Genomic DNA, 20,538 nt, shown 5'->3' on the forward strand with positions numbered 1-20,538 from the left:
CGACAAGACCCGACCCGGGTCCGAGTAACGAGAGGAAGCGAGTGCCCCAGTGAGCACCCCCGAGAACGACACGAATGAGGCTTTGGCCGAAGAGCGTGTTTCTGCCGAGGCGGCAGCCGAAGTAGACGTCGTGGTTGCCGAAGGCACCGATGCAGACGTTGCCGAAGGCACTGATGCAGACGCTGCAGCGACCGAGGACGTCATCTCCGACGATGCCGAGAACTCCGACGAGGCCGCTCCCGCCGCCGAGCTCGAGGTCGAGGATCCCGTTGCCGAACTCAAGGCTGCGCTGCGTCGCGCCCCGGGTGACTGGTACGTCATCCACTCGTACGCCGGTTACGAGAACAAGGTCAAGACCAACCTCGAGACTCGCGTTCAGAACCTCGACGTCGGTGACTACATCTTCCAGGTGGAAGTTCCCACCGAAGAGGTCACCGAGATCAAGAACGGCCAGCGCAAGCAGGTCAATCGCAAGGTTCTGCCCGGATACATCCTCGTTCGCATGGAGCTCAACGACGAGTCGTGGGGCGCAGTGCGCAACACGCCTGGCGTCACCGGTTTTGTCGGTGCCACGTCGCGTCCCTCGCCGCTGACCCTCAACGAGGTCGTCAAGTTCCTGCTCCCGCAGCAGGAGCAGAAGAAGCAGCAGGCTGCAGCGGCCGCCGTCGCAGCAGGCGAGGCACCGTCCGAGTCCTTCGGCAAGCCCCTCATCGAGGTCGACTTCGAGGTCGGCGAGTCGGTCACCGTCATGGACGGCCCGTTCGCAACCCTTCCGGCCAGCATCAGCGAGGTCAACGGCGAGCAGCAGAAGCTCAAGGTTCTCGTGTCGATCTTCGGTCGTGAAACCCCGGTTGAGCTCAACTTCAACCAGGTCGCGAAGATCTGACCACCCCAAAACTTGCAATTTGTTCGACGCAAGACACACACCCAAGCTAGAAACTAGGAACTAGAGATGCCCCCAAAGAAGAAGAAGCTCGCCGGGCTCATCAAGCTGCAGATCCAGGCAGGTCAGGCTAACCCTGCACCTCCCGTGGGTCCCGCGCTCGGTCAGCACGGCGTGAACATCATGGAGTTCTGCAAGGCCTACAACGCGGCGACTGAGTCCCAGCGCGGCAACGTTGTGCCGGTCGAGATCTCGGTCTACGAAGACCGGACCTTCGATTTCAAGCTGAAGACCCCTCCCGCCGCCAAGCTGCTCCTCAAGGCAGCCGGCGTCGCCAAGGGCTCCGGCGAACCGCACAAGACCAAGGTTGCCTCGGTGACCATGGATCAGGTGCGCGAAATCGCGAAGACCAAGGCTGAAGACCTCAATGCCAATGACATCGAGCAGGCCGCGAAGATCATCGCCGGCACCGCTCGTTCCATGGGCATCACGGTCCAGGGCTAATAGTCCGCTCCACAGCACTACGTGGGAGGGCCGGCCAGGCCCCGACCACAACTGAACCATTCACCACTGCACAGGTAATTCGCTGCAGTGATAAGTAAGGACAGAACAAATGGCAAAGCGCAGCAAGGCGTACCTCGCCGCCGCTGAGAAGATCGACGCAGACAAGCTCTACAGCCCGCTTCAGGCTGCAAAGCTCGCCAAGGAGACGTCGTCCACCAAGATGGATGCAACCGTTGAGGTTGCAGTTCGTCTGGGCGTCGACCCCCGTAAGGCTGACCAGATGGTCCGCGGAACGGTCAACCTGCCCCACGGCACCGGTAAGACCGCTCGCGTCATCGTGTTCGCTGTTGGCGAGAAGGCAGCAGAAGCCGAGGCTGCAGGCGCTGACGTAGTCGGTGCAGAAGACCTGATCGAGCGCATCCAGGGTGGATGGGTCGATTTCGACGCCGCAATCGCGACTCCTGATCAGATGGCCAAGGTCGGCCGCATCGCCCGTGTCCTCGGACCGCGTGGCCTGATGCCGAACCCGAAGACGGGCACCGTCACGGCGGATGTCACCAAGGCTGTCAACGACATCAAGGGCGGAAAGATCAACTTCCGCGTCGACAAGCAGGCCAACCTGCACTTCGTCATCGGCAAGGCATCGTTCGACGATGAGAAGCTGGTGGAGAACTACGGCGCAGCCCTGGACGAGATCCTGCGTGCGAAGCCCTCGTCGGCCAAGGGTCGCTACGTGAAGAAGATCACGGTCTCGACCACCACCGGTCCGGGCATCCCGGTGGATCCGAACCGTACTCGAAACCTCCTCGAGGATGCTGCAGACGCGTAAGCAGTCCGCATACGAACAAGAAGGCCGGCAGGGATCACTCCCTGCCGGCCTTCTTGTCTGTTTCGGGAGAGGGTGATCCCTGCCGGTGGTATCGGTCCAACGGGGGTATCGATCCAACGGTGGTATCGATCTAACGGTGGCATCATCGGGGTATGCACGAAGCGTTCCAGTTCCTCGGAAACTTTTGGTGGCTGATCTTCGTTTTCGGCGGCACCATCGGTGGGGCGCTGAAAGGTGTCGCGGTTGCCAACGAAAGGCGGATCGAGCGCCGGCAAGAGCGCTTCCGGCTCAAACAGCAGACCAAGGTCGCCGTCGCGCAGGCCAACGCACAACATCACGCCGACGAAGAAACGCAGCGCCGAGAGCTGGCCAAGGCCATCGAGCAGCACGATGCGGTCGACGCCCGATGGTTCTCGTACGAGCTCGATCCGGTCACACTGCTCGACACTCCGATGATGACGGACATGCGTGAGCCTTTGACGGCCGATTTTCATCGAGCCAAATATCGTGCCGATCTGCTCCGTCCAGGCAATCCGGAGACGATGATCGGCAACCAGCAGGCGCAAACCGAGTACCGCGAGGCGGTGCACACTTACTCGATCGCCTTCGAGATCGCGGAAGCGGAGGCGAAGCGTCGCCGACGGAGCGGATTCACCCTCGACGAACAAGAGCGCCTGGTAAGGGCGCAACGTCTGCTGCGCCTGGCCATGGACGATGGCGCGACGCCACAGGAACGTCAGAGTGCGTATCGGAAGGCTCACAAGGAACTCGACGGGCTGCTGGTGCTGCCGGACCGAGCTCGGGCAGAGATCGAACACAAGATCGCCAGGGCCATCGGTGCGTGAAGAAACCAGCTGCGTGACGAGGCCGATTTGGTTATGCAGCGAGTAGTCAGGTAGTCTTCGACGCGGAGTTCAGTGCTGGATATGAACTTCACCCCAAAATCATGTTCTACCCAAGACCGTTGGTGATTGCACTCAGTAATGAGTGTGGTTGAAAGTCCGGGAGTGCCCGGCGGCCCACGTAGGTGAACGAGGTAGGGGGATAGCTTGATGTAGTGGTTCTACAGTTTGCCTGGTTATGCACTGCTTTGCGTTGCATCGTTACGCTGATTCGTAAGCCTCTTCTTCATGTTTCCTCTGTACGCCCCGTGCGCTTGCGCCGGGGCGTTTTGCATGTCGCGGACTGTGTCTTCTCGGGTTCACCCGATGAGGTGCAGCGGTTCCTGAGTGGGACAACGACTGTCACGAGAGGAGGCGAAGTATGGCAAAGCCTGAGAAGGTTTCCGCAGTTGCGGAAATCACCGAGCAGTTCAAGGGTTCGACCGCCGCTGTGGTCACGGAATACCGTGGCCTTTCGGTTGGCAACATCACGACACTGCGACGCGCTCTCGGAGAAGGTGCCACCTACTCCGTCGCCAAGAACACCCTGGTCAAGCGTGCCGCCGCAGAGGCTGGCATCGAGGGCCTTGATGACCTGTTCGTTGGTCCGACCGCCATTGCATTCATCAAGGGCGAACCGGTCGACGCTGCGAAGGCTCTGAAGAACTTCGCTAAGGACAACAAGGCGCTCATCATCAAGGGCGGCTACATGGACGGCGCTGCGCTGTCCGTGGAAGAGGTCAACAAGATCGCGGATCTCGAATCCCGCGAAATCCTGTTGGCAAAGCTTGCCGGCGCGATGAAGGGCAACTTGGCAAAGGCCGCAGGCCTGTTCAATGCTCCCGCTTCGCAGATGGCCCGTTTGGCCGCTGCCCTGCAGGAGAAGAAGGCCGCAGAAGGCGGAGCCGCAGAGGCCCCCGCAGAGGCTGCCACCGAGGCTCCGGCCGAGGCCGAAGCCGAAAGCTGATCCGCACCCGCGCATCACTGCTATAACCCCGCCCGGTCGCGGATCAGCGACATGGGACTTACAGGAAGGACCGCCACAATGGCGAAGCTCAGCACCGAAGAGTTGTTGGACCAGTTCAAGGAGCTCACCCTCCTCGAGCTCTCGGAGTTCGTTAAGGCATTCGAGGAGACCTTCGAGGTCACCGCTGCTGCTCCCGTCGCCGTCGCCGCTGCAGGCGCACCGGCTGCCGGCGCAGAAGCTGCTGAAGAGCAGGACGAGTTCGACGTCGTCCTCGAGTCGGCTGGCGACAAGAAGATCCAGGTCATCAAGGTCGTCCGTGAGGTCGTTTCCGGCCTCGGCCTGAAGGAAGCCAAGGACCTCGTCGAGAGCGCTCCGAAGGCCATCCTCGAGAAGGTTGCCAAGGACGCCGCAGAGGCTGCCAAGGAAAAGCTCGAAGCTGCCGGCGCAAAGATCGTCATCAAGTAAGACGGTTTTCCCGCTGCTCTTCGCGAGTAGTAACGAAGAGGGCCACTCCCCACGGGGAGTGGCCCTCTTTTTTTGAACTTTTTTCGCGGGTGATATGTCGGAATCCATGCAGGTGGGAGGGGTGCCCGAACTAGGCTGTGACCTGAATTATGCTTCTTCCCTACTCGTTAGTAGTATTCGCAGTCACGGGTACCACTCCCATGCGATAGAGTGACCCAACCCACACGGGTGCATGCATGCAACGGACGTCGCGGAGGTAATGGTGGGAGTCGAGGTAGCGGTACAAGGACTGACAAAGTCTTTCGGGTCGCAGAGGATTTGGCAGGACGTGTCGTTGACACTTCCCGCGGGTGAGGTCAGCGCACTGCTCGGGCCTTCGGGTACCGGTAAGTCGGTGTTCCTGAAGTCCCTGATCGGACTGCTCCGCCCTGAACAAGGCTCCATTGTCATCGACGGCACGGACATCCTGCAGTGCTCCTCCAAGGAGCTCTACGAGATCCGCAAGCTGTTCGGCGTTCTGTTCCAGGACGGCGCACTGTTCGGCTCGATGAACTTGTACGACAACATCGCATTCCCGCTTCGTGAGCACACCAAGAAGTCGGAATCCGATATCCGCAAGATCGTGATGGAGAAGCTCGATCTCACGGGTCTGGTCGGCGCCGAGGACAAGCTTCCCGGTGAGATCTCCGGCGGTATGCGCAAGCGTGCCGGTCTTGCGCGTGCACTCGTTCTCGATCCCGAGATCATCCTCGTCGACGAGCCTGACTCCGGTCTGGATCCGGTGCGTACGACGTACATCAGCCAGACGCTGATCGACATCAACGCCCAGTCGGACGCGACGATTCTGATCGTCTCGCACAACATCAACCTCGCACGCACGGTGCCGGACAACATCGGCATGCTCTTCCGTCGTCAGTTGGTGATGTTCGGTCCTCGTGAGGTGCTGCTCACCTCTGACGAGCCCGTCGTCAAGCAGTTCCTCAACGGAACGATGATCGGTCCGATCGGTATGTCGGAGGAAAAGGACGAGGCTCAGATGGCGCACGAGCAGGCGCTCGTCGACGCCGGTCACCACGCCGGTGGTGTCGACGACGTCGAGGGCATCGTGCCGCAGATGAAGGCCACCCCCGGAAACCCGGAGCGTCAGGCTGTTCGTCGTCGCCAGGAGCGCGTCCGCCAGATCATGCACACCCTCCCAGCTAACGCTCAGGCGGCAATTCAGGACAGCCTCGACGAGGTTGACGGAACTGGGCAGTACGCTCCCCAGTACGCCGACGCGAGCGGCTATCAGGGGGAGTGGAACGACAACTCGCAAGACACGCAGGTCATTCCTGCATACGAGGGCGATCCCTACGGAAACACGACACACGGGCAAGGGTAGGCATATCGGATGGGGGTTACCCGCAACTCGGTTCTGAGTCCGGTCAACGGAGCATTAACTCAGGCCGGAAACATCGTCGAACTGTTTGTCGACGTCGTCAGGAATACGTTCCGGCGTCCATTTCAGTTCCGTGAGTTCATCGAGCAGGCCTGGTTCATCGCCAGCGTGACAATTTTGCCGACGGCATTGGTAGCCATTCCTTTCGGCGCCGTCGTCTCACTGCAGACCGGTTCGCTGATCAAGCAGTTGGGTGCAGAATCGTTCACCGGCGCTGCCAGCGTCCTGGCGGTGATCCAGCAGGGTAGCCCTCTGGTGACAGCATTGTTGGTCGCCGGTGCGGCCGGATCGGCCGTGACGGCCGACCTCGGTTCTCGAACCATTCGCGAAGAGATCGACGCGATGGAAGTCCTCGGAATCAATCCGATTCAGCGCCTGGTGGTTCCGCGTGTACTCGCGATGGTGCTGATCGCTGTGCTGCTCAACGGACTGGTGTCCGTAGTCGGTATCGCGGGTGGTTACTTCTTCAACGTGATCCTGCAGGGCGGTAACCCCGGTGCCTACATCTCGTCGTTCTCAGCTTTTGCGCAGCTACCGGACATTTGGAGCGGTGAGATCAAAGCCGCGGTGTTCGGTGTCATCGCCGGTGTGATCTCCGCGTACAAGGGACTCCACCCATCCGGTGGCCCGAAGGGCGTCGGTGAGGCGGTGAACCAGGCCGTCGTCATCACGTTCCTGCTGTTGTTCTTCGCCAATCTGATTCTGACGATGGTGTACCTCCAGATCGTGCCGGCGAAGGGATCTTGACCTAAATGACCATCGCACGAGGCCGCGGCGATCAGTTCCTGCTGAAGAGCCGCAAAGTTGCCAGAATTCCAGTGAACGCGTTGGACCGCGCGGGCGAGCAGATGTCGTTCTACGCGCGCGCCATCGCATGGACCCCGCGCACCCTGCATCGGTACCGGAAGGAGACGCTTCGGCTGCTCGCCGAAGTGACCTTCGGTAGCGGTGCGCTCGCAGTCATCGGCGGAACGATCGGCGTCATCGCGATGATGTCGGGATTCACCGGTGTTGTCGTCGGTCTGCAGGGCTTCGCCGCTCTGGAGCAGTTGGGTAGCTCGGTCCTGACCGGCTTCCTGTCCGCATACGTCAACACCCGTGAGATCGCTCCGATCGTTGCGGCTCTTGCGCTCTCGGCCACGGTGGGTTGTGGTTTCACCGCTCAACTCGGTGCCATGCGAATCTCCGAAGAGATCGATGCACTGGAGGTCATGGCAGTTCCGTCAGTGCCGTTCCTGGTCACGACCCGCATGATCGCCGGCTTCGTCGCCGTCATCCCGCTGTACATCGTGGGTCTGCTTGCGGCGTACCTCGCGTCGCGAGTGATCAGTACCGTGTTCAACGGGCAGTCGACGGGCTCGTACGACCACTACTTCAATCTGTTCCTGCCACCGCAGGACGTGCTGTATTCGTTTGCGAAAGTCCTGGTCTTCGCCTTCGTGCTGATTCTGATCCACTGCTATTACGGGTTCCATGCCTCGGGTGGTCCCGCAGGCGTCGGCGTGGCCGTCGGCCGCGCTGTTCGTGCCGCAATCGTCACGATCGCCGTTCTCGACTTCTTCCTCAGCCTCGCAATCTGGGGCACCACGACGACAGTGAGGGTGGCCGGATGATCGAGGCTCCGTCAGTCCTGCGCCGCCGTGTGCTCGGACTCGTGTTCTTCGTGGTGTTGGCATTGTTCCTGGCCTTCACCATCGGAACCTTCAACAAGACGTTCAAGGACGTCGTGAAGATCGACCTCGTCACCGACACCGTCGGAAATGCATTGCCACCCAACGCGGACGTCAAGGTTCGTGGTCTGCTGGTCGGCGAGGTGCGATCCGCGTCGACAAAAGACGGCCAGGTCACCTCGGTCCTCGCGATCGAACCGGACAAGGCTGATCTGATTCCGTCGAACGTGACGGCACGTCTGCTCCCGAAGACGCTTTTCGGTGAGCGCTACGTCTCCCTGATCATTCCGGAGGGAACCACCGCTGCTCCGATTTCCGCGGGAACGGTGATCCAGCAGGACAAGAGCGGAAACGCTGTCGAGGTCGGCGACGTTCTGGACGGACTGCTCCCACTTCTGCAGGCGATTCCGCCGCAGGATCTGGCGAACACTCTCGGTTCTCTCGCGCAGGGTCTGACGGGACGCGGCGCTGAGCTCGGTCTGACGGTCGATCGTCTCGAGGAGATCTTCCGCGGCGTCAACACCGAGCTGCCCGCGGTGCAAGAGGATCTGCGCAAGTTCGCGGACTTCTCCCAGACATACTCGGACGCTGCGCCCGATCTGATCAACGCTCTCGACAATCTGCGGACGACCGGTAACACGGTGGTGCAGAAGCAGGACCAGTTGCGGACTCTGCTGGCGTCGCTCACCGTGACATCGTCGGACACCGCAGCCTTCCTCGAAGCGAACTCGTCCTCGATCATCACGCTCGCTGCGGATTCGAAGGAAGCTCTCCAGCTTCTGGCTCAGTACTCACCGACGTTCGGGTGCACGTTCAAGGGCTTCTCGGACACCGCCCCGGAAGCTGCCAAGATCCTGTCCACCGATGCGCCCAATCCTGGTGTGCGTGCGAGTATTCAGATCGTGAACCCCAAGGGTCGCTACCTGCCCAACCAGGACGAGCCACGGCTAGTCGACAACCGCGGCCCGGTTTGCTACGACAACGTGACCGAGCCAGGTCGTCCGTTCCCGCAGTACCCCGGTGGTTCGTACGGTGACGGTTCCTACCAGGTTCCTTCCCGCAATCCCGGTCCCGCCACCATGGAATTCCTGCCTGCACCCGAGGGCTCAGGACCTCAGTTGTTCTCGACCAACAACAGCGGTCCTGCTCAGCAGGCCGGCTACGCGGGCTCGAAACTCGAAGAGGATACGTTGAAGGTGATCTACGGACAGGCCAACGGTGTTGCGCCGGACGATGTTCCGGCGTGGACCACGATGGTCAGTGCTCCGGCATTTTCCGGTGCGGAGGTGAGCGTCCAATGAGAGGACTCGCAGCTCCACTGACAAAGCTCATCATCTTCGTGGTGGTCACCGTCCTGGCAACAGGATTGCTGGCCGCCAGCATCGCCAACCTCGGCGGCGGCGGAGGCACCAAGTTCAACGCAGTGTTCTCCGACGTCACTTCGCTGAACGAGGGTGACGAGGTGCGCATCGCCGGTGTTCGTGTCGGACAGGTCGAGAAGATCGCGATCGTCAACGACAACCAGGCCGAGGTGCAGTTCTCGGTGTCCGACCGTGATTGGTTGCCTGCCAGTTCCATCGCCACGATCCGGTTCCGCAACCTGGTCGGGCAGCGATACATTTCGCTCTCGCAAGGTGAAGGCAGCCAGGGGCAGAAGATCACCGGCGGCGACACCCTGCCGTTGGCGCAGACTCGCCCGGCAGTAAATCTCACGACGCTGTTCAACGGCTTCAAGCCGCTGTTCACCACCCTGAGCGCTGACGACGTCAACAAGCTGTCCTACCAGATCATCCAGGTCTTCCAGGGGGAGTCCGGCACCATCAGCGAACTCGTCCGCAACACAGCGAGTTTGACCAACACCGTCGCGGACAAGGACGCCGTCATCGGGGCGGTGATCAAGAACCTCAACGACGTTCTCGACACCGTCAATGCGAACGACAAGAACCTCGATTCGCTGATCGTCAATACCCAGCAACTCGTCACCGGGTTGGCCAACGAGCGCGGTGTCGTCGGTTCGGCCGTCACCTCACTCGCCGGGTTGACCGATGCCACGGCAGATCTGCTCGAGCCGACGCGGCCGTCGATTCAGGGCTCGATCACGGCGCTCAACACGCTGGCGACCACACTCAACCGTCGTAGTGACGATGTGAACGCGGTGCTCGAGACCTTGCCGGTCAAGCTCGACAAGCTCGCTCGCGTAGCGAGTTACGGTTCCTGGTTCCAGTTCTACCTGTGCGGAATCGACATCGTTGCCGGTCCAGGACAGTCTGCCTCGCTGAATCTGCCCACCGGCCTGCCGACGGTCAATCAGCCGATTTACACCAACGCGGCCACGCGATGCACTCAAGACGGTATGAGGGAGTTGCAAGGTCGATGAGTAAACGTCGCAGTCCGGCAATGGCCGGAGCCATCGGTATCTTCGTGGTGCTGTTGGCCACTTTGTCCGCGTTCTTCCTCGATTCGCTTCCGTTCGTGGGAGCAGGCTCGTCCTACTCCGCCGAGTTCTCCGAAGCTGCGGGTCTCAAGCCTGGCAACGAGGTTCGTATCGCCGGCGTGAAGGTCGGCAAGGTCACTTCCGTCGACCTCGACGGTGACCGTGTTCTCGTCGACTTCAAGGTCAGTGACGCGTGGGTGGGAGATCAAACCTCTGCGTCCATTCAGATCAAGACGATTCTGGGACAGAAGTACCTCGCACTCGATCCGCGCGGAACCGACAACCTCGATCCCAAGGACCGGATTCCGCTCGAGCGCACCACCTCTCCGTACGACGTCGTTCAGGCCTTCTCGGCAGCGGCGGACACCGTCGGCGACATCGACACCGACCAGTTGGCGAAGAGCATGGAGACGTTGTCCCAGGCATTCTCCGAGACACCTGGCGATGTCCGCGCTTCGCTCGACGGTGTCAGCCGGCTGTCGCAGACGATTGCGAGCCGCGATCAGGACCTGCAGAAGCTCTTCGCCGCCACCGGGAAGACGTCGCAGATTCTTGCGGATCGCAACAAGGAGTTCACCCAGCTGATCCGAGACGGCGGACTTCTGGTGCAGGAGCTCAACAATCGCCAGCAAGCGATTTCGCAGCTGCTCACCGGAACTCAGCGCGTCTCTCAGCAGCTCACCGGTCTCGTTCGCGACAACGAGGCGGCAATCGGGCCGGCGCTGACGCAGCTCAACGGCGTCATCGACATCTTGAAGGCCAACAACGAGAACTTGGACAAGGCACTGAAGCTCTACGAACCCTTCATTCGCTTGTACGCCAACGTGGTCGGCAACGGCCGTTGGTTCGACCAGGTCGTCGTGAACCTCCTTCCGCCGGGTCTGCCGGATATTCCGGGCTACCGTGACCCCGTTCGTACGTTGGGAGGCAACTGATGGCTGATACTGCCGAAGCCGGAAGCGGCTCCAAGAAGCGCTCGGTCGCGATCATCGCCGCTGTTCTGATCGGGTTACTCGTAATCGGTGGCGCGCTGTGGTGGGTGTTCACTCGCGCCGGTACCACCAAGATCACCGCCTACTTCGACAAGTCGGTGGGTATCTACGACGGTTCCGACGTTCGTGTTCTCGGTGTCAAGGTCGGCACCGTCGAATCCGTCGAACCTCAGGGAGATCAGGTCAAGGTCGAGTTGCGCGTCGATCGTGGGATCGACATCCCCGCCGGCGCCAGCGCCGCTCAGATCACGCCTTCGGTGGTTGCCGACCGCTACATCCAGCTGACACCGGTCTTCACCGGTGGCGACAAGATGGCCAGTGGTGCAGTCATTCCGATCGAGAAGACGGCGACGCCCGTCGAGGTCGACCAGTTGTACTCCAGCATCGACGAACTCGCGTCGGCGCTCGGTCCCGAAGGTGCCAACAAGAACGGCGCGCTGTCCGATTTCGTCGAGACAGGTGCGGCCAACCTCGAGGGCAACGGTGAAGCGTTGGGAGACAGCATCACCAACCTCTCGGATGCCGCACGGACGCTCAATGATTCGCGTGACAACATCTCGCTCACCATCAAGAACCTGGATACTTTCGTGGGCGCTCTCGCGGCCAACGATCAGCAGGTGCGCCAGTTCAACACTCAGCTGTCGGACCTGACCGGATTCTTGGCAGGTGAGCGCGACGATCTCGGTGCCGCTCTGAACCAGCTCTCGATTGCTCTCGGCGACGTCGCGAAGTTCGTGGCCGACAACCGCGATCAGTTGGTCCAGACAACCGAGGGTCTCGTCGAACCGACACAGACATTGGCGAACAACAAGGAAGCACTGGCCAACACGCTCACCATGCTTCCGCTGGCGATCTCCAACTTGGTCAACTCGTACGACGCCGAATCAGGTGTGCTGGCTTCACGTCTGGCGTTCCCTGATCTTCAGAACCCGGCCGGCGTGCTCTGCAAGTTGATGGACCTCGGCAAGCTGTTGCCCGGTGATCCGCGGTTCGAGGCATTGGGAAGGCAGATGCAACCGGCTATCGACCAGTGCGCAAACGTCGCGGCGATGACCGACGCAGCCAATCAGGCTGCAGGCCTGAACCTTCCCTTCGGCATCCTTGCCGGTTCCGAACGACAGATGCAGGTAGTTCCGGGCACTGTGCCCGGCGTCGTGTCACCGCGACTGACCAGTGGAAACGGGGAGGGCGAGTGAAGCGTTCATTGATAGTCGGCGCCGGACTGTGCGCCGTCCTGATCTCGGCAACAGCCTGCTCGTCCGAGGGAATCTACGCGGTTCCGCTTCCCGGCGGTCCCGATGTGGGTTCCGATCCGATGCACTTGACCATTCAGTTCGACGATGTCTTGGACCTTGTTCCGCAGTCCGCTGTGAAGGTCGACGGTGTTCCGGTCGGTCGAGTCGACGACGTGTCGGTCGGACCGGACGGATGGACCGCGGACGTCGGAATCATCCTCGACTCGTCGGTTGATCTACCCGCCAACGCAATTGCCGCGGTCGAGCAGACCAACCTGCTCGGCGAGAAGTTCATCCAGTTGTCGGCCCCGCCGTCCGGACCGGACTCTGCGAAGCTGGCCGACGGAGACCTGATTCCGCTCGATCGCACTCGCCACGCCACGGAGATCGAGCAGGTTCTCGGCGCATTGTCGCTGCTGCTCAACGGCGGCGGTGTGGGCCAGTTGCAACCCATCGTCGAAGAACTCGGGGCCGCATTCGACGGTCGCGAGGGCAAGACGAGAAGTCTTCTGGAGCAGGCGAACACACTCATCGGTGGACTCAACGAACAGCGTGACGACATCACCCGCGCGCTCGACGGCCTGGATGTGCTCTCGACCCGCGTCAACGATCAGAACGAGAAGATCGGGAAGATTCTCGAGGAACTCCCCGTTGCGACACAGGTTCTCAACGAGCAGCGCCCGCAGCTGACGCAGATGCTTGCTCAGGTGGATCGACTCGGAACAGTGGGAACCGACGTCCTCACGCAGTCCAAGGACGATCTGATCGCTGATCTTCAGGCTCTGCGTCCAACGCTGCAGGCGCTCGCAGACTCCGGTGACGACTTCGTCGGGGCACTTCCTTTCCTTCCGACGTTCCCGTTCCCGGACGGTGTCGAGAAGATTGCGCAGGGTGGTTCCGTGAACCTCTTCCTGAGCGTCGACTTGCAGATCGGCAACACTCTCTCGGGTCTCGGTGTCGGACAGGGTGAACCGGAATACCGTCAGCCGAAGTTCGGCAATCCCAAGCCGGTGGTAGATCCGTCCAACCCGTACTACAACGGAAACGGACCGCGGCCGGGTTGGCCGACGGTGTCGCTGCTGCCGATCGCTCCGATCCTGCCGCAGATCCCCGTCGTCGCCGGTCTACCCGCCACCACGGCCGGTGACCCGGCAACACCGGCTCCGGCAGCGGACCCACTCAACCCCATCCAGGGAATGCTGGAACAGTTCGGAATCGGTGGTGATGGACAGTGAGATCAGCTCTGGTCAGATGGCAGCTCGTCGGCTTCGTGGTGGTCGCGCTTCTGGGTCTCATCTACGTCGGCGCCAAGTACGTGCGTCTGGACAACCTCATGGGGTTCGGTCAGTACACGGTCAAGACCGAATTGGCCACGTCCGGTGGAATTTTCACCAACGCCGAAGTGACGTATCGCGGTGTGCCGGTCGGTCGAGTGGGCGACATGTCGTTGACCGAGGACGGAATTCAGGTCGACCTGAAGATCGACAACAGTGCTCCGGAGATTCCCGCGTCGGCCCGTGCAGTCGTGGCCAACCGCTCCGCCATCGGTGAGCAGTACGTCGACCTTCAGCCCGATACCGATCAGGGACCGTTCCTCGCGGACGGCTCGGTGATCGCGGTGGGGGACACCACAACTCCGATCCCGATCGAAGATGTGCTGACCAGCGCCAATGGCTTGGTCAAGTCCGTGCCGGTCGACGCGCTCCACACCGTCGCCGTCGAACTCGGTGCCGCATTCAACGGCAAGGGCGAGGACATTCAGGTCCTGGCCGATTCGCTGTCCGGTCTCTCGCAGTCCGGGCTCGACACTCTGCCTCAGACGCTCGCGCTGATTCGGAACAGTGAGACGGTACTGACGACGCAGTCGGATCAGTCCTCCGCGATCAAGCAGTTCAGTACCGATCTCGATGCTGTCACGGCGCAGTTGAGGACCAGCGATCCGGACATCCGTCGCTTGATCGACAACGGCATCCCGGCCAGCGATCAGATCGGTGCCCTCATCAACGAGGCGGGCCCGAGCCTGACGACTGACCTGACCAATCTTGCCGCGACCACCAAGACGCTTGCACCCCGAACGATCGCGCTGCAGCCGTTCCTGATCTTCCTTCCCGGCCTGGCCGCTGCCGCACCGACGGTTGCTCCCGGCGACGGAACGGTCCATCAGGGCTTGGTGCTCGAGACCAACAATCCGCTCTCGTGCACGGTGGGTTACGAAGGCACCATGGCGATCCTGGACGAGATGAAGCGTCAGAATCCCAACTTCGACGACACCCAGCAGGATTTCCCGCTCAACACCGCGGCGTCGTGTGAGACGCCGCTGGGCAGCGAGACGGGCGTCCGCAGTGCCAACCGCGTGGTGTACGCCGATCCCGACACGATCCAGCCTTGGGACTTCAAGCCGAAGGTCGATCCGGACAAGTTGAACCTCAACCCGATCGCGACGCAGTTGGCGCCGTTGCTCGGAGTGACACCGAAGTAGACCGATCCGAATGTGGTCGAGTTTGTGCAGTTCAGGCTACTGAGTTGTGGCAGTTGACGATTCGCGGCCAGAGGCTGGGCAAAACAGGTAAGTAGGGTAGTGAGTGTGATTCAGAGAAACAGTTCCCCGCAGTCCGGCGGGCCCGAGCAAGTCGAATCGGGAGCGCCGACAACCGGTAGACCGAAGGGGCTGACAGCGTCTCTGATTGCGGTCGGTGTCTTGCTTCTGGCGGCAGTGGTTGCGCTCGGTGTGTTCGGCGTCCCGTACGTTCGGGCGCTCACCACCGACCGCACCACAGCCGAGATGCGTGACGACGCGCTGATCGGTGCGCAGCAAGTCGCGATCAACCTCAACAACGCGGATTCGGCGAATCTCGACCAGTCGATCGAGAACATGCGTTCTTCGGTGACCGGTGACGAGATGACGACGTATCTGCAGACCGTTCAGGATTCCATCACCGACGAGTTGCGTAACTCGGGTTCGAAGGCTGACACCGAAGTTGTGCAGTCCGCGCTGACCGAGCTCAATACCGATGACCGGACCGCCACGGCACTGGTCGTCGTTCGAGTCACCACGACCCAGGGCAACCAGTTCGTCAAGAATCAGCTCGGCATGCGCCTGGGCATGGTCGAGGTCGATGGGGTCTGGAAGGCGCAGTCCGCTGATCCGATCGGATCGCGGCTCGATCTCGGCTCGGGCACTCTGCCGGCTGCCGACGGCTCCACGCCTGCTCCTGACGCAACGCCCGCACCCGGTTCGGGGACCGAAGCACCTGCATCCGGTGCTCCTGCACCGACAACCGAGGGTGGTGATTCCGGTGGCCAGTAGTTCGTCGAACCTGCACACCGACATCCCTCGAAGGAGAAGCGCGTAATGCCACCCAAACGTCGTACCGGCGGACCGTCCTCCCCTCAGAACCGTCGGCCGAAGATCGCTGGAAGCGCTCGTTCGCTCAACGTCCCCGCGGGGACGTCCGACTCGGACCCGGTCGAGCCCGCGATCGAACAGCCGGAAGAAGAGACACAGGAGGCTGTGAAGCCAGAGGCTGTGAAGCCGGAGGTTGCGAAGCCGACGCTCACGAAGGCCGAGTCCGGCGACATCGAGCCGCCGAAGACGGAAACCGACGCTCCGGAATCCACGCCAGGCCCCGATCTGACCAAACCGGCGAAAACCGTCGCAGACGAGCCCAAGGCCCCTGCTACCCCGGAGACGGGCGCGGGGGAGTCGGCGACAACACCTACACAATCCAAGGCCGGTTGGCGCCTGGTCGCGATCCTGGGGGCCGCAGCGGTCATCGTCGCGATCCTCGCCGGCATCGCCTTCTTCAAAGTCGGCGCGAAGACGGACGACATCGCCTGGGTGGACGAAGGCGCCACGGCTGAGGTTCTTCGTGTGACGCCGTCGGCGTTGGCTGCAGTCTTCACGTTCTCGCCCGACACGTTCGACGCCGATTTCGACAAAGGTGTACAGGGCCTGAACCAGTCGATGCGCGATCAGCTGACGCAGTACAAGGACACGCAGAAGGCCGGCGTCGAACAAACTCAGACGGCAACGACCGCTGATGTCCCGCTGATCGGGATCACACGACTCGAGAAGGACCGGGCGCAGTTGCTCGCCCAACTGAACGTCAGCTCGACGCAGAACGGCGTGGCGGCAGACTCTCGCTCCGGAATGGTCATCGTGAGTCTGGAGAAGCAGGACGGAAACTGGCTGATCTCGGAGATTCGCGACCAGTAGCTCGGAGATTCGCGACCACTACCAGCGCGAAGATCTGGACTGACTCACGATGTCGGTCCAGATTTTTCGTATGTGACGCCGTTGCTGGCTACACTTCCGGTGGCGGTGTTCGAATGCGCGTCACGAATGTTCGAATGCTGCGACACGCGCTCTCGCCCTTGACGGAGCGGTCCGCAAGGTCCACTCTGATCGGTGAACATGCACGGACGAGTGATCGGCAGTCTCACGTCAGTATCTGAATTCGACCCTCAGTTACACCCGACTCGACATTTCCAGAGTAAGGGTGTACTTTTGGACGTTGCGCTGGCTGCCTCCTGTCCACCCCTCGTCTCAACCGCTGCGAAGTCAAGTACTTCTTGCTTTCTGCGACGGGTTTCGTTCGGGTTGTAACCAGCGAAATTCGAAGCAGATACAGCGGCGGTCGCAACAGCACGGAGCGGCCCGCGTGAGGTGCTGGAAGGACGCATCTTGGCAGTCTCTAGCCAGACCAAGGCAGTTTCCGGAATCCCCGGAGCCCCGAAGAGGGTTTCGTTCGCGAAAGTTCGCGAACCCCTCGAAGTTCCCGGGCTTCTTGACGTACAGACAGATTCTTTCGAGTGGCTGATCGGCGCGCAGAGTTGGCGTGAACGAGCAGCGGCACTCGGCGACAATGCAGTGTCCGGTGGTCTCGAGGACATCCTCGCGGAGCTTTCTCCGATCGAGGATTTCAACGGCACTATGTCGCTGTCCTTCTCCGACCCTCGATTCGACGAGGTCAAAGCCTCGACGGACGAGTGCAAAGACAAGGACATGACCTACGCGGCGCCGTTGTTCGTCACCGCGGAGTTCATCAACAACAACACTGGTGAGATCAAGAGCCAGACGGTCTTCATGGGAGATTTCCCGATGATGACCGACAAGGGCACCTTCATCATCAACGGCACCGAGCGTGTGGTCGTCTCGCAGCTCGTGCGTTCCCCCGGTGTGTACTTCGACATGAGCGTCGACAAGAGCACCGAGAAGGATCTGCACAGCGTCAAGGTGATCCCGGGTCGCGGCGCATGGCTCGAGTTCGACGTCGACAAGCGCGACACCGTTGGTGTCCGTATCGACCGCAAGCGTCGTCAGCCTGTCACCGTCCTGCTCAAGGCACTCGGCTGGACCACCGAGCAGATCACGGAGCGCTTCGGCTTCTCCGAGATCCTCATGGCCACGCTGGAGAAGGACAACACCGCCGGCACCGATGAGGCGTTGCTCGACATCTACCGCAAGCTGCGTCCGGGCGAGCCCCCCACCAAGGAGAGCGCGCAGACCCTGCTGGAGAACCTGTTCTTCAAGGACAAGCGCTACGACCTCGCTCGCGTGGGTCGTTACAAGATCAACAAGAAGCTCGGCCTGAACGCGGGTCAGCCGATCGTTGCATCCACGCTCACCGAAGAAGACATCGTCGCCACCGTCGAGTACCTCGTGCGTCTGCACGCAGGTGACACCTCGATGACGGCTCCGGGCGGCGTCGAGGTTCCCGTCGAGGTCGACGACATCGACCACTTCGGCAACCGTCGTCTGCGTACCGTCGGCGAGCTCATCCAGAACCAGATCCGCGTGGGCCTGTCCCGCATGGAGCGTGTGGTTCGTGAGCGCATGACCACACAGGACGTCGAGGCAATCACGCCTCAGACGCTGATCAACATCCGGCCCGTCGTCGCTGCGATCAGGGAGTTCTTCGGAACCTCCCAGCTGTCGCAGTTCATGGACCAGAACAACCCGCTGTCGGGGCTGACGCACAAGCGTCGTCTGTCCGCCCTCGGCCCGGGTGGTCTGTCCCGTGAGCGCGCCGGCCTCGAGGTTCGCGACGTTCACCCGTCGCACTACGGCCGCATGTGCCCGATCGAGACCCCGGAAGGCCCGAACATCGGCCTGATCGGTTCGCTGTCGGTCTACGCCCGCGTCAACCCGTTCGGTTTCATCGAGACCCCGTACCGTCGCGTCGTCGACGGACAGGTGACCGACGAGGTCGACTACCTGACCGCTGACGAAGAAGACCGCCACGTAGTCGCGCAGGCCAACTCGGCCATCGACCGCGAGGGTCGCTTCACCGACTCGAAGATTCTCGTCCGCCGTAAGGGTGGAGAGGTCGAGTTCGTCGCGTCCTCCGACATCGACTACATGGACGTTTCGCCGCGTCAGATGGTGTCCGTCGCAACCGCGATGATTCCGTTCCTCGAGCACGACGATGCCAACCGTGCCCTGATGGGCGCGAACATGCAGCGTCAGGCTGTCCCGCTGGTTCGCAGCGAGGCACCTCTCGTCGGAACCGGCATGGAGCTGCGTGCAGCTGTGGATGCCGGCGACGTCATCATCACCGAGAAGACCGGTGTCGTGGAGGAGATCTCCGCGGACTACGTCACGGTGATGGCTGACGACGGAAGCCGCAAGACGTACCGGATGCGCAAGTTCGCGCGTTCCAACCAGGGCACGTGCGCCAACCAGCGTCCGATCGTGGACGAGGGACAGCGTGTCGAGGCCGGCCAGGTTCTGGCCGACGGCCCTTGCACCGAGAACGGTGAGATGGCGCTGGGCAAGAACTTGCTCGTCGCGATCATGCCGTGGGAAGGCCACAACTACGAGGACGCGATCATTCTGTCGCAGCGTCTCGTGGAAGAGGACGTCCTGACCTCGATTCACATCGAGGAGCACGAGATCGATGCCCGCGACACCAAGCTCGGTGCCGAGGAAATCACTCGCGACATCCCGAACGTCTCCGACGAGGTCCTCGCCGACCTCGACGAGCGCGGCATCATCCGTATCGGTGCCGAGGTTCGTGACGGCGACGTGCTGGTCGGAAAGGTCACGCCGAAGGGCGAGACCGAGCTGACCCCCGAAGAGCGCCTCCTTCGCGCCATCTTCGGTGAGAAGGCTCGCGAGGTTCGTGACACGTCCCTCAAGGTTCCTCACGGTGAGACCGGCAAGGTCATCGGAATCCGCGTGTTCTCACGTGACGAAGACGACGATCTGCCTCCTGGTGTCAACGAGTTGGTCCGCGTCTACGTGGCACAGAAGCGCAAGATCCAGGACGGCGACAAGCTCGCCGGCCGCCACGGTAACAAGGGCGTCATCGGCAAGATCCTGCCGCAGGAAGACATGCCGTTCCTCTCGGACGGCACGCCTGTCGACATCATCTTGAACACGCACGGTGTCCCGCGTCGTATGAACATCGGTCAGGTCTTGGAGACCCACCTCGGGTGGATCGGCAAGACCGGCTGGAACATTCAGATCGCGTCCGACGGCACTCGTCCCGACTGGGCTGCGACCCTGCCGGAAGAGATGCTGTCCGCTCCGGCCGACTCGAACATCGCCACCCCGGTGTTCGACGGTGCGAAGGAAGACGAGCTCACCGGTCTCCTCGGCGCGACGCTGCCGAACCGTGACGGCGAGCAGATGGTCGGACCCGACGGAAAGGCCACCTTGTTCGACGGCCGCTCCGGCGAGCCGTTCCCGTACCCGGTCTCGGTCGGTTACATGTACATCATCAAGCTGCACCACTTGGTCGACGACAAGATCCACGCTCGTTCGACCGGTCCGTACTCGATGATCACGCAGCAGCCTCTCGGTGGTAAGGCCCAGTTCGGTGGCCAGCGCTTCGGTGAGATGGAGTGCTGGGCGATGCAGGCCTACGGCGCGGCTTACACGCTGCAGGAACTGCTGACCATCAAGTCGGACGACGTGGTCGGTCGAGTCAAGGTGTACGAAGCCATCGTCAAGGGCGAGAACATCCCCGAACCCGGCATCCCCGAGTCGTTCAAGGTGCTCCTCAAGGAGCTCCAGTCGCTCTGCCTCAACGTGGAGGTGCTGTCCTCGGACGGCGCGGCCATCACGATGGCGGACGGCGACGACGAGGACTTGGAGCGGGCCGCAGCGAACCTGGGCATCAACCTGTCCAGGAACGAAGCTGCGACGGTCGACGACCTCGCGAACTAGGTTTCGGTCCCCGGGTTGCTCTTGAAAGAGCGGCCCGGGGGCGTAGTTCACATTTGAATTGGCAGTC

The 20,538-nt window shown here is 61.7% G+C and carries 18 protein-coding genes; all 18 read left to right on the forward strand.

Annotation, left to right across the window (positions count from 1 at the left end; all coding sequences use genetic code 11):
- Positions 1–49: 49 nt before the first annotated feature.
- Positions 50–886: a transcription termination/antitermination protein NusG gene (gene nusG / locus ACKAMS_RS01790; protein ID WP_003942049.1), complete on the forward strand. Its 837-nt coding sequence runs from the start codon at positions 50–52 to the stop codon at positions 884–886.
- Between the two features lie 66 nt (positions 887–952).
- Positions 953–1,387 carry a 50S ribosomal protein L11 gene (rplK, locus tag ACKAMS_RS01795; protein ID WP_003941896.1) on the forward strand — a complete coding sequence of 145 codons (435 nt, stop codon included), beginning with the start codon at positions 953–955 and terminating at the stop codon, positions 1,385–1,387.
- A gap of 109 nt (positions 1,388–1,496) precedes the next feature.
- The gene (gene rplA / locus ACKAMS_RS01800) at positions 1,497–2,216 is read left to right on the forward strand and encodes a 50S ribosomal protein L1 (RefSeq protein ID WP_003941982.1); all 720 of its coding nucleotides are present in this window, start codon (positions 1,497–1,499) and stop codon (positions 2,214–2,216) included.
- 152 nt (positions 2,217–2,368) lie between these two features.
- Positions 2,369–3,061: a hypothetical protein gene (locus ACKAMS_RS01805; protein WP_046378226.1), complete on the forward strand. Its 693-nt coding sequence runs from the start codon at positions 2,369–2,371 to the stop codon at positions 3,059–3,061.
- A 418-nt stretch (positions 3,062–3,479) separates the two neighbouring features.
- The gene (gene rplJ / locus ACKAMS_RS01810; RefSeq protein ID WP_003942074.1) at positions 3,480–4,064 is read left to right on the forward strand and encodes a 50S ribosomal protein L10; all 585 of its coding nucleotides are present in this window, start codon (positions 3,480–3,482) and stop codon (positions 4,062–4,064) included.
- Between the two features lie 78 nt (positions 4,065–4,142).
- Positions 4,143–4,529: a 50S ribosomal protein L7/L12 gene (gene rplL, locus ACKAMS_RS01815; protein WP_003941857.1), complete on the forward strand. Its 387-nt coding sequence runs from the start codon at positions 4,143–4,145 to the stop codon at positions 4,527–4,529.
- Positions 4,530–4,788: 259 nt separating this feature from the next.
- Positions 4,789–5,910, forward strand: coding sequence for an ABC transporter ATP-binding protein (locus ACKAMS_RS01820; RefSeq protein ID WP_024487305.1), 1,122 nt, complete (start codon positions 4,789–4,791; stop codon positions 5,908–5,910).
- A 9-nt stretch (positions 5,911–5,919) separates the two neighbouring features.
- Entirely contained in the window at positions 5,920–6,714 is a 795-nt protein-coding gene (locus ACKAMS_RS01825; protein ID WP_003942038.1) for an ABC transporter permease, read from the forward strand.
- A 5-nt stretch (positions 6,715–6,719) separates the two neighbouring features.
- Positions 6,720–7,580, forward strand: coding sequence for an ABC transporter permease (locus ACKAMS_RS01830; protein WP_003941894.1), 861 nt, complete (start codon positions 6,720–6,722; stop codon positions 7,578–7,580).
- Positions 7,577–8,938: an MCE family protein gene (locus ACKAMS_RS01835; protein WP_019744311.1), complete on the forward strand. Its 1,362-nt coding sequence runs from the start codon at positions 7,577–7,579 to the stop codon at positions 8,936–8,938. The genes ACKAMS_RS01830 and ACKAMS_RS01835 overlap by 4 nt, the downstream gene beginning before the upstream one ends.
- On the forward strand, positions 8,935–10,014 hold the full coding sequence (locus ACKAMS_RS01840; protein ID WP_019744310.1) for an MCE family protein: 1,080 nt from the start codon (positions 8,935–8,937) through the stop codon (positions 10,012–10,014). Before ACKAMS_RS01835 ends, ACKAMS_RS01840 begins: the two co-directional genes overlap by 4 nt.
- Entirely contained in the window at positions 10,011–11,006 is a 996-nt protein-coding gene (locus ACKAMS_RS01845; protein ID WP_003942053.1) for an MCE family protein, read from the forward strand. Before ACKAMS_RS01840 ends, ACKAMS_RS01845 begins: the two co-directional genes overlap by 4 nt.
- Positions 11,006–12,259 (forward strand): MCE family protein, encoded by a 1,254-nt coding sequence (locus tag ACKAMS_RS01850; RefSeq protein ID WP_003941941.1) that lies wholly within the window; start codon positions 11,006–11,008, stop codon positions 12,257–12,259. Before ACKAMS_RS01845 ends, ACKAMS_RS01850 begins: the two co-directional genes overlap by 1 nt.
- Positions 12,256–13,533 (forward strand): MCE family protein, encoded by a 1,278-nt coding sequence (locus ACKAMS_RS01855; RefSeq protein WP_020906821.1) that lies wholly within the window; start codon positions 12,256–12,258, stop codon positions 13,531–13,533. The genes ACKAMS_RS01850 and ACKAMS_RS01855 overlap by 4 nt, the downstream gene beginning before the upstream one ends.
- A complete protein-coding gene (locus tag ACKAMS_RS01860) occupies positions 13,530–14,777 on the forward strand; it encodes an MCE family protein (RefSeq protein WP_019744308.1) in 1,248 nt (415 codons plus the stop codon). The genes ACKAMS_RS01855 and ACKAMS_RS01860 overlap by 4 nt, the downstream gene beginning before the upstream one ends.
- 99 nt (positions 14,778–14,876) lie before the next feature.
- Positions 14,877–15,605, forward strand: a complete 729-nt coding sequence (locus tag ACKAMS_RS01865; protein ID WP_019744307.1) for a hypothetical protein — start codon at positions 14,877–14,879, stop codon at positions 15,603–15,605.
- A 45-nt stretch (positions 15,606–15,650) separates the two neighbouring features.
- On the forward strand, positions 15,651–16,514 hold the full coding sequence (locus ACKAMS_RS01870) for a hypothetical protein (RefSeq protein ID WP_408988526.1): 864 nt from the start codon (positions 15,651–15,653) through the stop codon (positions 16,512–16,514).
- Positions 16,515–16,964: 450 nt separating this feature from the next.
- Positions 16,965–20,471, forward strand: coding sequence for a DNA-directed RNA polymerase subunit beta (rpoB, locus tag ACKAMS_RS01875; protein WP_019744305.1), 3,507 nt, complete (start codon positions 16,965–16,967; stop codon positions 20,469–20,471).
- Positions 20,472–20,538: the final 67 nt, after the last annotated feature.

It is taken from the genome of Rhodococcus sp. 5A-K4, from assembly GCF_046097995.1.
In the GTDB taxonomy this organism is placed as follows: Bacteria; Actinomycetota; Actinomycetes; order Mycobacteriales; family Mycobacteriaceae; genus Rhodococcus_F; species Rhodococcus_F erythropolis.

Coding starts and splice junctions, on each gene's coding strand:
- rplK (WP_003941896.1), top strand. CDS start 953: ATGCCCCCAAAGAAGAAGAAGCTCGCCGGGCTCATCAAGCTGCAGATC.
- rplA (WP_003941982.1), top strand. CDS start 1,497: ATGGCAAAGCGCAGCAAGGCGTACCTCGCCGCCGCTGAGAAGATCGAC.
- ACKAMS_RS01805 (WP_046378226.1), top strand. CDS start 2,369: ATGCACGAAGCGTTCCAGTTCCTCGGAAACTTTTGGTGGCTGATCTTC.
- rplJ (WP_003942074.1), top strand. CDS start 3,480: ATGGCAAAGCCTGAGAAGGTTTCCGCAGTTGCGGAAATCACCGAGCAG.
- rplL (WP_003941857.1), top strand. CDS start 4,143: ATGGCGAAGCTCAGCACCGAAGAGTTGTTGGACCAGTTCAAGGAGCTC.
- ACKAMS_RS01820 (WP_024487305.1), top strand. CDS start 4,789: ATGGTGGGAGTCGAGGTAGCGGTACAAGGACTGACAAAGTCTTTCGGG.
- ACKAMS_RS01825 (WP_003942038.1), top strand. CDS start 5,920: ATGGGGGTTACCCGCAACTCGGTTCTGAGTCCGGTCAACGGAGCATTA.
- ACKAMS_RS01830 (WP_003941894.1), top strand. CDS start 6,720: ATGACCATCGCACGAGGCCGCGGCGATCAGTTCCTGCTGAAGAGCCGC.
- ACKAMS_RS01835 (WP_019744311.1), top strand. CDS start 7,577: ATGATCGAGGCTCCGTCAGTCCTGCGCCGCCGTGTGCTCGGACTCGTG.
- ACKAMS_RS01840 (WP_019744310.1), top strand. CDS start 8,935: ATGAGAGGACTCGCAGCTCCACTGACAAAGCTCATCATCTTCGTGGTG.
- ACKAMS_RS01845 (WP_003942053.1), top strand. CDS start 10,011: ATGAGTAAACGTCGCAGTCCGGCAATGGCCGGAGCCATCGGTATCTTC.
- ACKAMS_RS01850 (WP_003941941.1), top strand. CDS start 11,006: ATGGCTGATACTGCCGAAGCCGGAAGCGGCTCCAAGAAGCGCTCGGTC.
- ACKAMS_RS01870 (WP_408988526.1), top strand. CDS start 15,651: ATGCCACCCAAACGTCGTACCGGCGGACCGTCCTCCCCTCAGAACCGT.